12 protein-coding genes and 2 pseudogenes are annotated in these 10987 nt (G+C 55.5%); 3 read left to right on the forward strand and 11 right to left on the reverse strand.

The window, feature by feature from the left end; genetic code table 11:
• Nucleotides 1–238: 238 nt before the first annotated feature.
• On the forward strand, nucleotides 239–571 hold the full coding sequence (locus ACW9UQ_RS17460) for a helix-turn-helix transcriptional regulator (protein ID WP_458932286.1): 333 nt from the start codon (nucleotides 239–241) through the stop codon (nucleotides 569–571).
• The gene (locus ACW9UQ_RS17465) at nucleotides 561–1877 is read left to right on the forward strand and encodes a type II toxin-antitoxin system HipA family toxin (RefSeq protein ID WP_458932287.1); all 1317 of its coding nucleotides are present in this window, start codon (nucleotides 561–563) and stop codon (nucleotides 1875–1877) included. The genes ACW9UQ_RS17460 and ACW9UQ_RS17465 overlap by 11 nt, the downstream gene beginning before the upstream one ends.
• Here the strand turns inward: ACW9UQ_RS17465 and ACW9UQ_RS17470 are convergent.
• A complete protein-coding gene (locus tag ACW9UQ_RS17470) occupies nucleotides 1854–2222 on the reverse strand; it encodes a transposase (protein WP_458932288.1) in 369 nt (122 codons plus the stop codon). The genes ACW9UQ_RS17465 and ACW9UQ_RS17470 overlap by 24 nt on opposite strands.
• Before the next feature lie 26 nt (nucleotides 2223–2248).
• Between ACW9UQ_RS17470 and ACW9UQ_RS17475 the strand changes: the two genes are divergently transcribed.
• Entirely contained in the window at nucleotides 2249–2434 is a 186-nt protein-coding gene (locus ACW9UQ_RS17475) for a hypothetical protein (RefSeq protein ID WP_458932297.1), read from the forward strand.
• Nucleotides 2435–2607: 173 nt separating this feature from the next.
• Here the strand turns inward: ACW9UQ_RS17475 and cydX are convergent, their stop codons facing one another.
• The 10 genes and pseudogenes from cydX to ACW9UQ_RS17525 all read right to left on the reverse strand — a co-directional run.
• On the reverse strand, nucleotides 2608–2721 hold the full coding sequence (gene cydX / locus ACW9UQ_RS17480) for a cytochrome bd-I oxidase subunit CydX (protein ID WP_458932289.1): 114 nt from the start codon (nucleotides 2719–2721) through the stop codon (nucleotides 2608–2610).
• Between the two features lie 13 nt (nucleotides 2722–2734).
• Nucleotides 2735–3895, reverse strand: a complete 1161-nt coding sequence (cydB, locus tag ACW9UQ_RS17485; protein WP_458932290.1) for a cytochrome d ubiquinol oxidase subunit II — start codon at nucleotides 3893–3895, stop codon at nucleotides 2735–2737.
• Nucleotides 3896–3900: 5 nt separating this feature from the next.
• A complete protein-coding gene (locus tag ACW9UQ_RS17490) occupies nucleotides 3901–5511 on the reverse strand; it encodes a cytochrome ubiquinol oxidase subunit I (RefSeq protein ID WP_458932291.1) in 1611 nt (536 codons plus the stop codon).
• Nucleotides 5512–5595: 84 nt separating this feature from the next.
• On the reverse strand, nucleotides 5596–7194 hold the full coding sequence (locus ACW9UQ_RS17495; protein ID WP_458932292.1) for an amino acid ABC transporter ATP-binding/permease protein: 1599 nt from the start codon (nucleotides 7192–7194) through the stop codon (nucleotides 5596–5598).
• The gene (gene cydD, locus ACW9UQ_RS17500) at nucleotides 7191–8843 is read right to left on the reverse strand and encodes a thiol reductant ABC exporter subunit CydD (protein ID WP_458932293.1); all 1653 of its coding nucleotides are present in this window, start codon (nucleotides 8841–8843) and stop codon (nucleotides 7191–7193) included. The genes ACW9UQ_RS17495 and cydD overlap by 4 nt, the downstream gene beginning before the upstream one ends.
• 10 nt (nucleotides 8844–8853) lie before the next feature.
• Nucleotides 8854–9552, reverse strand: a pseudogene (locus ACW9UQ_RS17505) (SulP family inorganic anion transporter); the annotation flags it as partial.
• A gap of 203 nt (nucleotides 9553–9755) precedes the next feature.
• Nucleotides 9756–9959 (reverse strand): annotated as a pseudogene (locus tag ACW9UQ_RS17510) (NAD(FAD)-dependent dehydrogenase); the annotation flags it as partial.
• Nucleotides 9960–10253 (reverse strand): type II toxin-antitoxin system RelE/ParE family toxin, encoded by a 294-nt coding sequence (locus ACW9UQ_RS17515; protein WP_458932294.1) that lies wholly within the window; start codon nucleotides 10251–10253, stop codon nucleotides 9960–9962.
• A 2-nt stretch (nucleotides 10254–10255) separates the two neighbouring features.
• The gene (locus ACW9UQ_RS17520) at nucleotides 10256–10519 is read right to left on the reverse strand and encodes a type II toxin-antitoxin system ParD family antitoxin (protein WP_458932295.1); all 264 of its coding nucleotides are present in this window, start codon (nucleotides 10517–10519) and stop codon (nucleotides 10256–10258) included.
• Nucleotides 10520–10763: 244 nt separating this feature from the next.
• The coding region (locus ACW9UQ_RS17525) for a DDE-type integrase/transposase/recombinase (RefSeq protein ID WP_458932296.1) at nucleotides 10764–10987 on the reverse strand (224 nt) is incomplete at its 5' end.

Below are 10987 nucleotides of genomic sequence, written 5' to 3' on the forward strand. Positions count from 1 at the left end.
TCGCACGCCACTGGCGATCCGTGAGAACAAATCTGCTCGGGTCCATTCAAACCTCCTCTTTTGGAAGGTTGAATCAGAACTCAAACCAAATGGGAATCCCGAATGTCCACAGGCCCTAGTTGTGTTGGTTCAGGATACTGAACAGCAGCTTGACTCAGCGATTGATTGACATTATATGTTTAATATATTGAACGCAAGAATGTTTTGTGTTCATCTAATCAAACATCATCAATGCGATATGAAACGCAAGAGAAGCTATTCACGGGTTACGAAACAGGCTTTGTCTGTCTTCGGCAAGCTGATCCGCATCGGACGTACGGAACGGGGCATGACGGCTCAAGACCTGGCGGATCGGGCGAACATTAGCCGCACAACACTTTACAACATCGAAAAAGGTGCGCCTGGTCCTGAAATCGGAACGGTCTTCGAAGTCGCAGCGCTTGTCGGTGTGCGTCTGTTTGATGTCGATGAAGGCGTCCTGGCCATGCACAATGCCCGCCTCGATGAAAAACTGACGCTTCTGCCAAAGAGCGTCCGGACCTCTAAGCGGGAGGTCAATGATGACTTCTAAGCTTGCGCAAGCCTCGGAAGCATTTGTCTGGATCTGGCTGCCAGAAAACGCTGCCCCCGTCGTTGCAGGGCGCATCACGCAAGATGCGGATCGGTTCGTCTTCAACTACGGCGCAAGTTACCTTGAGCGTCGTGATGCAATACCGATATATGCGCCGGAACTGTCGCTGCGCAGAGGCATTATTGAGCCTGAGGCGGGACTTTCGATGGCCGGTTGCATTCGCGACGGCTCTCCAGATGCATGGGGTCGGCGTGTCCTTATCAATCATTTGGTGGGCGCAAGGGCGAGTGCGGCCGAAGTCGGTAAAATCACAGAAATATCCTATCTGCTTGCATCCGGATCTGACCGCATTGGTGCCCTCGATTTCCAAGCATCGGCGACGGAGTATGTACCGCGCCAAAAATCAGAAGCGACATATGAAGAGCTTATCGAGGCTGCCAGTCTTATTGAGAAAGGTGTTTCGCTGACACCGGGTCTTGATCAAGCGCTCAACCACGGCACGTCTATCGGCGGCGCACGGCCCAAAGCGCTTATCGATCGCGGTGATCGCAAGTTGATCGCCAAATTCTCGGCAAGCGGCGACCTCTATAGCGTTGTGAAAGCGGAATTCATCGCAATGAAGTTGGCCGCTGCCTGCGGTATGGATGTTGCGCCCGTCTCAATGGTCACTGCGGGGGGCAAAGACGTGCTCTTGATCGAGCGGTTTGACCGAAACCGCGCAGGTGAGGAGTGGCATCGCAAGGCGATGGTGTCGGCTCTTACAATCCTTGGGCTGGATGAGATGATGGCGCGCTACGCCTCTTATGTGGATCTGGCCGAGATCATTCGCCACCGCTTCAACAAGCCCAAGGAAACGCTGAGGGAACTGTTTGGCCGGGTCTGCTTTAATGTCCTTTGCGGCAACACAGACGATCATGCCCGCAATCACGCGGCTTTTTGGGATGGCAAGATGCTCACGCTTTCCCCTGCTTACGACATCTGCCCGCAAGGTCGCACTGGGAATGAAGCGACACAGGCGATGCTGATCAAGGACGAAAACCGAATGAGCACATTGGTCAATTGCCTTGCTGCCGCACCTGATTTCTTGCTCACGGACAACGAAGCGCTCAACATCATTACACAACAGATTGTCACAATCGCCGGTGAATGGGACGCGATCTGCGCACTCGCAGACCTCAACCCAACCGACAAGGCCTTGTTTGGTGGGCGGCAATTTTTGAATCCTTACTGCATTGACGGGCTGGGGCCAGCGCATGAAGCGTTAAGAGATATATTTGAGGGATCACGGAAGCATCTGCTTGGTTAGGCTGATCGACCGACTTCGCTTAGAGCCAACAGGACCTCTGTCTGACATCAGCACAGACTGCGCGGCATTAATAACGGGCGGCGCAATCTGTTGACTCAAAGCGGTTGGCAGTTCCTCAATCTCCACCGGCAGAAACGTCGCTTCGTCGTGATCCGGGGCCGACCCGACCTCCTTTTCTGAAGCGAACCGAGGATCGCGAAGCCATTTGTGGATCAGATTGGCGTTCATCGAATACCGCCGCGCCACCTGCGCAACCGATACGCCCGGCACCCATGTCTGCGCACAAATCGAGCGCTTCTCGTCATCAGACCAAAACCGCTTCTTCTGAACCTTCTTGCCCGCCATAGAGTGCCCCATGATGTCCACTATCGATGGTGGACACTATCAAGCCCTCCATCACACCGTCAGAGCGGGGAAACCGGACGGATACAGTCTTTCAATACAAGAAGCAGGATCAGCGGTTCCGGGTGCTGTGCATCGTGAATGATTGTACGCGCGAGGCGCTGGCAACCGTCGTTGATCGGTCCCTGTCTGGTGCCCGCATGACACGCGAATGAGGTGCCCCTAGATTTGTAGACGCTTTGTCTGCCGCCGCCTCACTTGCGCTTCATACCAGCGACGTTATCGCAGTATTCGGGCAAAGAGGGATTGTTTGCGCAGCATGGCGTATTCCTTTCAAGTTTGGTTGGATCGTGTGGTGCGGCTTTTCCGGCCGCACCTTAGGGACGTTTTAGTCTGCTTCGTCCGTCAGTTTCCGGTCGTCTTGCATCTCAAGCCACATGGCGTTGAGAACAGTAAAACCAGCGGCGAGCGGAAGTCCGAGAAGCCAGGCGAAATACCACATGTCATTTCCTTCCTTAGTAAGATTGTTGTGCTTGTTCGACGTCATCTTCGGTCACTTTGCCCCAAAGGATTTTGTAGACCCATGAGGTGTAGGCCACGATGATCGGCACAAAGAAGACAGTCACGCACAGCATGATGAACAGTGTCAGGTGAGAGCTGGATGCATCCCAAACGGTGAGCGATGATTTCGGATCAATCGAGCTGGGCAGGATGAATGGGAACATTGTCAGGCCCACAGTGGAAATGGTGCCGAAGATACCAAGTTGCGACCACAGGATTGGGGAGACCTCGCCATTTGACCGCAGTGCCCGATTTGCGAGCCCCATGCCGAGGAAGCCCAAGACAGGCGCAATGGCGATCCACGGGCGAACCGCATAGGCCGTTAGCCAACTGCCACCCTTTGTGACTTCGGTCAGCAATGGATTGGAAGGCCCGTTTGCAGCTGGTTGTTCGGCCAAGGCATAGCCTTCAACCCCAACAGCCAGCCAAAGCCCGGCAAGGGCGAACCCGCCCATAGCAACCAACCCTGCAATCGACCCGATCCGTCGAGCGCGGCCTTGGATAACCCCTTCGGTCTTCAGCACCAGCCAAGCAGCGCCATGGGCCAGCAGCATCGCAAAGCTAACCACGCCGCAAAGAAGCGCAAACGGGTTCAGAAGGCCGAGGAACTTCCAATAAAAGCTGCCGTCATACATCGGATAGAGGTTTTCGGTCAGATGGAACGGCACCCCTTGCAACACGTTGCCAACGGCAACACCGAAGATCAGCGCAGGCACCGCGCCACCAGCGAACAAGGCCCAGTCCCATGACGTCCGCCATGTGGTGCTCTCGCGCTTCGAGCGGTATTTGAACGCCACAGGCCGGACGATGAAAGCCGCGAGAACCACAAACATCGCCAGGTAAAAGCCCGAGAAGCTTACCGCATAAAGCGGTGGCCATGCAGCGAAGATGGCCCCGCCGCCAAGGATGAACCAGACTTGATTTCCTTCCCAAACAGGCCCGATGGTGTTGATCACAACGCGCCGTTCGATGTCGGTTTGGCCGACGAAAGGCAGTAATGCGCCTACGCCCATGTCAAAGCCGTCTGTCATAGCAAAGCCGATCAGCAGAACACCCAGCAAAAGCCACCAGATGACGCGCAAGACATCATAATCGATCATTTCATGGAGGATCATGTCATTTACTCCGCTGGTGTGTTGACTGGAACGTTGCTGTCATGGGTGCGCAAGCGGTGCTTGTGCATGGCGGTCCAACTCTCGGTTTCTGCCACGTCCATGTAAGGGCCTTTGCGGATGTAGCGCAGCATCAAGCCCATCTCGACGATGAACAGGATCGTATAGAAGATCATGAACCCGGCCAGGGTGATCAGAAGTTCGGTCACACTCAAGTGGCTGACTGACATGGCCGTGGGCAGGACCCCGTCCACTGTCCAAGGCTGACGCCCATATTCAGCGACGAACCACCCCAGCTCGGCAGCAATCCACGGTGTGGGGATGATGGCAACCGCGCCCCACAGCGCCCAGCGTGGATAGCTGCCGCCTTTGAACGACGTGCGCCAGAAAAAGTAGAGCATCACACCGATGAACATAAAGCCAAGGCCAACCATAATGCGGAAAGCCCAGAACATTGGGAACACGGCGGGAATGGTGTCTTCGGCTGCCATATTGATCTGTTCCTCGCTCGCGTCGCGTGGGTCATCGACATAGCGCAGCAGAAGGAAACCATAGCCCAAGTCAGCACTGTGTTCCTCGAACTTGGCGATCATCTCTGGCGTGGCTTCATCCTTGACCTCACGAATATCCATCAGCGCGTCATAGGCTTTGATCCCGTTTCGGATACGGTCACGGCTTTCCATCTCCAGTTCATGAATGCCCGGAATTTCCCGGGTCAAAGAGCGTGTCGCGATCAGGCCCATCACATACGGAATATGAACCGCATAGTGGGTCTCGCGTGCTTCCATGTCGGGAATACCAACCGCAGTAAACGACGCTGGTGCTGGCTCGGTGTGCCACATGCCTTCCATAACGGCGAGTTTCATACGCTGTGAATGGGTGGCCGCATAACCGCTTTCATCTCCCAAAACGACGACCGACAGGGCAGACGCAAGACCAAAAGAACAGGCCACCGCAATAGACCGGCGTGCCAGCTCAAGGTGCCGCCCTTTCAGCATGTACCAGGCCGAAACACCCAGCACAAAGACCGCCGCCGTCACATACCCGGCAGATACAGTATGAACAAACTTGGCTTGAGCCACATCGTTGAACAACACTTCAAAGAAGGATGTCATCTCCATTCTCATGGTGATCGGATTGAACTTGGCCCCCACAGGATGCTGCATCCAGCCATTTGCAATCAGAATCCACAGGGCGGAGAAGTTCGATCCGATGGCCACAAGCCAAGCCACCACAAGGTGCTGAACCTTGCTCAGCTTATCCCAGCCAAAGAAAAACAAACCGACAAAGGTCGCCTCAAGGAAGAAGGCCATCAGCCCTTCGATCGCCAGCGGCGCACCAAAGACGTCGCCGACATAATGCGAATAGTATGACCAGTTCATCCCGAACTGGAACTCCATCGTGATCCCGGTTGCGACCCCCAGAACAAAGTTGATTCCGAACAGTGTTCCCCAGAACTTGGTCATCTGCCGCCAGATGGGGCGGTTTGTCATGACATAGACGGTCTCCATAATCGCAACGATGATGGATAAACCAAGCGTCAAAGGCACAAAGAGGAAGTGATACATTGCAGTCATTGCGAACTGCAAACGCGAGAGTTCGACGACATCTAGCTCCATAGCTTGCCCCTTCTTTGGCTATGTAAAAGTCCTGTCATGTATCATACTAGCTTCATCTGGTGCTTGCTATGTGACAATGTCACATTACCCCACCGCGATTTGCCCATCCGAGAATTCTATTTCCATCTTGCGATGTGCAGCCATGAGTATAGCAGCTTCGGGCAAAAAATGTCGGACACCATTTAGAACTCGTTGTGCCGTTTCATCATCCAAACCTTCGGTCAGCTCATCCAAAAGAAGGACGCTTGGCCGCCGAATAAGCACCCGAGCCAAAGCAAGTCTCTTGCGTTGACCTCCCGATAGCCCTGCTCCGCCTTCACCAAGGCCGCTGTCCAGTCCACCGCGATCCACAATGACGTCCCATAAAGCAACGGCGACAAGAACCTCCTGCACGTGGGCGTCGCTATCATCCCGTCCAAACAAAACCGCATCACGGATTGAGCCTCGGATCAAAGCTGGGCGCTGTACAAGATAACCGATCTGATCCGGACTGTTTCCTATGATTTCTCCGGACAACGGCTCTAACAACCCTGCTATCGTATTGAGTATCATGGACTTTCCAGACCCACTCGGCCCGACCAAAGCAACGGTTTCACCGGGCGCAACCTCAAAGCTGAGGGGCGCGTGCAACAAAGGTGCTGCATTGCCGACTTGTAGTGCGTTCAAGGTGAGTGTCGATCCGGAAGCCGCCTGCGAAATCGGCGGCGCTATAATCGGGTCAACGTAGCCGGACAACCGCCCAGAAGCCGCCCGAATACGCCCGACCTCAGCAAGGCCCCGGCGCAAGGGCGCGACGATTTCGAAAAGGGCCAAAGTGGCAAAGAAACCCAAGGCCGCGCGGGCTGGAGCGATTTCTCCGGACAGTGCCAAAAGACCGCCAATTACCATCGCTCCGGCGCTAATCACGCCACTTGCCAAGACAAGTGCAGCCCCTGCGCGGTGTTCCTGCATCGCGATCTGACGCTGCGCTTTGAACAGTTCCTCGCTTTTGCCAACAAGGTTGTGTTCGCTTCGATCTAACTGACCTCCAAAAGCCAGAACATCCCTGCCCCGTAGGTGATCGACCGCACCAGAGCGAAGCGCTTGTGTCAGTTCGTCAACGCGTTGTGTTGGGGCATAAGTGCGACGTGCAAGGATCGCAAAGATCAACGCTGATACAACGACCAAGCCGCCGACCACATAGACAGCCAAACTTAGGTCAACCAACCACCAAAGCGCCAAGAGCGTCAAAATCAATGTCACAACGCCAGATAGAACCGGAAGAACCAGACGGATTGTCAGACCATCCAAGGCATCAATGTCAGACGTAAGACGATTTAGAACCTCGCCCCCCCGCATCCGAACCATCTGGGCAAACAGTGCGCGGGTCAGATGCCTCAGAACTTGCAAACGCAACCGCGCAAGCGACCGCAAAGTCGCATCATGGGACAGGATGCGCTCGCCATAGCGGGCCGCCGTGCGCCCAAGCGCCAGAAAGCGGACGCCAGCGGACGGACGAAACACGTCAAACACGCGCCCTGCCCCCGCCAATCCCGCTGCGCCTGCAGCTACGATGAACCAGCCGGACAGACCAAGCAGCGCGATCCCGGCAACCAGCACTGCCACGGACAAAAGCAACGCCCGCCAAAGCGCGGTGCGTTCTTTCGCCCAGAGGTATCGCGCGATTTTTAGCACATGCGTCATAGCGCGATCTCCCGATCAAAGGTGGAAATCAAACGCTGATCGTGACTTGCGGCAACGACAGTCGCGCCTTGCTCTCGCAAGGTCAGCAAGGCTTGAATAACTTGCGCGGCAGTTTGATCGTCCAGATCAGCCGTTGGTTCATCCGCCAGAACAATCTGCGCCCCGCGACAGGCTGCGCGCGCCAGCAGCAACCGCCGCGCCTCCCCGCCCGAAACGCCTGCCCCGCTTTCGCCCAGCTTTGCCTCAAGTCCACCGGGTAGCCGCGCGACGATATCGCTGGCTGAGGCCAGATCCAACGCCGCCTCAACAGGCCGCGCTGGCGTGCCGCCCAATGTCAGGTTGTCCCGCAAAGTGCCTGCGAAGAAGAACGGCGCCTGTGGGATCCAAGCGATCATGTTGCGCGCAGCCTCAACTGTTTCTGGCCCTAGCCGCTTTCCAGCAATATCTATCCGCCCTTCAGCCGGCACGAGGACGCCCCCCAGTGCGGCGATCAAGGTCGATTTGCCCACCCCACTTGGTCCCGTCAGCGCAACAGCTTCACCCGCTCTGATCTCACCAGCGGGCAGGGTAAACTCGCTTTCGCGCATGAAATGCAGTGCCGACCACTTGAGACTGGGCGCACCAGAAAGCGCAGTGCCGGTTTGGCTTGGCATAACCATCGTTGTGGCGTCGTTGAGATGAACTTCGCTAACCTCTTTGGCAACAGCCAGACCCGTCGCCCGATCATGCCAGGCAGCTGCCATGTCCCGCAAAGGCTGGAAAAACTCAGGCGCCAGCAGCAAGAGCAACATGCCTTCAAACATCGTCAATGGGGTCGCGTAGGCCCCAAAACCCAACTCTCCTAGCAGGGCGAAACCAACATAAACAGCCACCATTGCCACACCAATCGCCGAGAAAAGCTCCAGAACCGTAGAAGACAGAAATGCGATGCGAAGCACTTCCATCGTCTGGGACCGCAAAGTGTCTGTACGTTCAGAAAACTCCTCAGCAACATAGCCTTCCGCAGCCAATAGCTTTGTATCGACCAAAGCGCTCAGTCGTTCCAGCAGCAGGTCGTTCAGGTTTGAAATCTCGTCCATCTGCTTTTCAGACGCGTCCTGCGCAGCCATGCCGACCAGCGCCATAAAGACGGGGATCAGCGGCCCCGCCATCACCAACACAGCGCCAATGGCCCAAGACATTGAAAAGGCGACAATCAGAATGACCAGGGGCACGATAATCACCCGGGTCATGGCGGGGCGATAACGGGTAAGATACGGAACCAGCATCGGCAGTTTGTCGGTGACCAACGCAGCAACGACAGCCGATGATTTCGCGTTTGCAGCATAGGGACTGATGATTTGTTCGTGATGCAAAACTTGGGCTTGTTGGCGAACCACGATGCGCCGGGCGGATGCATCAAGCTGATTGTCTGCCCACACCCCCAAAGACGCCCGCATGATCGCCAATGCCAAAAAGCCGCCCGCACAGGTGAAGAGCATCGCCGCCGTCGCCCGCTCTTCGATCAGTGAGGCGAATATCCACGCCACTAAAATGGCCTGGGGGATCCACAACAAGGATGCTGCAACACCTAAAAGAGAGGCACGCGAAATCTGCGAGGCCTCAGGCCCTGCCATCTCATCTAGAGTTCGTTTTTCCAGGTTTGCCATTCACACAATGCTACTCAGCCGCTTCATGACCAGCTAAGTCTAATTTTGTCAGCGCTTCAAAGGCTTCGTGCTGCGACAAGAAGACCTGACCCGAAAGGTGTCGAAGGAAATGGCCGTCTCTCAGCCGATCCATGACCGGTCCCTTGACTTCGGACAAATGCAGTTTGATGCCCATATCCTCAAGTCTCGCGTCAATCGCCTCAAGACTTTCAAGTGCGCTATAATCAATCGCATTAACGGCCGAGCACATCAGCACGACATGTTCGACCGGACAATCCGCTGCGACGCGATCATAGATGTAATCTTCGAGAAAACGTGCATTGGCGAAGTAAAGGCTTTCGTCGACCCGAAGCGTCACGACGCGCGGGTCCGTTTCCACTTCATGCCGCAGAATATTCCTGAAATGCTCTGACGCCGGCATCCGCCCGACCTCGGCGACATGGGGCCGCGACGTGCGGAACAGATGCAGCGCGATCGAAAGACCTACGCCTGCCATGACGCCAATTTCCACCCCCGCAGTCAGGGTTAGGGCAATCGTCATAGCCACCGCCGCAAAATCGGCTTTTGAATAGTCCAACGATTTCTTGAGGATCGAAAAATCAACAAGGCTTAAAACAGCGACAATGATGGTGGCCGCAAGCGTGGCCTTGGGAAGGTAAAAGACCAGCGGCGTCAGCGCCACCGCTGCAATCGCCAGCCCGATGGCTGTAGGCCAGCGACTGCGGTATCAGCATGATCGTCACGATGACTGCTGCCATCATGTCGTTGGCGAAACTGGCGCGCGTGTAGTGACGCCCCCAGTCCAGGATTGGGAAATAGCGTTTCATTTTAGTCCTTTGGATAAGGTGGTGGGGCGCTGGCTGGATTAGGCCCCACCGAAATCAAGGCCAGAAGGGCGAGCCTTGATTAACTCTAATTGACGGTGACTTTTTCAGGCTTCGCCATCCATTCCCGCCCCCGCAACATGGCCTGCCAATAGATCGGAGGAAGAATTTTCTCTTTCAAAAGCCACGCCGCCCGGGTGGGTTTGGTCCCATCTACCATCCATTTGGGGAAGCTCGGAAGCAAAGTGCCGCCATAGCCGAACTCAGCCAGAACAATCTTGCCTCGCTCAACCTAAGGTAGCAGTAATTTCAGCAAGTCTCGTGATCCTTGAAGCACACGCACGATCTGCACTTCATGATCTCTTTCGATGAAGAAAATCAGATAGCGACCATGCCTTGCATGACACAGCCCTTCGTGCAGGTCATCGCGCTTCTGGAAGCTGCCGGGCCGCTCACCAACCTCCATGATCTTCGCCTCGATCTCAGACACGAAAGAGGCTGCACGGGATCGGTTGTCGAGCGCAATAAAGTCACCAATGTCGATAAGGTCTGCCCGCGCGGCGGGCAGGATAACCAGCTTTGCCACGATCAGGACTTGTCGGCGTAACGCGCACGCAGCTCGGCAAACACCTGGTCGGCCGGAATACCTGGGCCGCTATCCAACCCCGCCTTGATCGCATCCCGTAGGGTTTCAAGATCGCGCAGCTCAGCGTCACGGCTCCGCGTCCAGTCACGCAATGCCTCGCGGACAACTTCACTGGTTGAAGCATACTCGCCGCCGGCCACGGTCTGGCGCAATGTCTCGGCCATGTCAGATGGCATCGTGATGGTCATTCGTTCAGCTGAAGGCATGGCATGTCCTTTTTCGATATGTCATACATAAGCATACTTTTGATGCACGCAATGTCAAGTCCGATTATGAACACTTGGTTTACCGCAGACACTCATTTTGGCCATGAGAACATCATCAAGTTCACGGGGCGCCCGTTCAGATCGGCCAATCACATGGATGCGGTTCTGATCGAGAACCTATGGGCCAAAGTGGTTGTGTCGCAAATTTTCCCAGGGGCAGCAATCACCTTTCTCCCGGACGCACTTATCCTGCGAGGGCAGCGAATTGCTGGAAACCGTTTGTGCCTTGGGCGGTGATTTGTCCTTTGCGGATCATGTGTGAGGTTTCAATTCCGGCCAGTGTTGCGGCGGCAGAGTGAAAGGCTTTAAAGCCCAGCATCGGCCGTGTCATCCGCTTGATAAAACGATGATCCTGCTCGACGATGTTGTTTAGATACTTACTCTGCATAATCCCGATCAGTCGCCTTT

This window comes from Halovulum sp. GXIMD14793 (genome assembly GCF_054457435.1).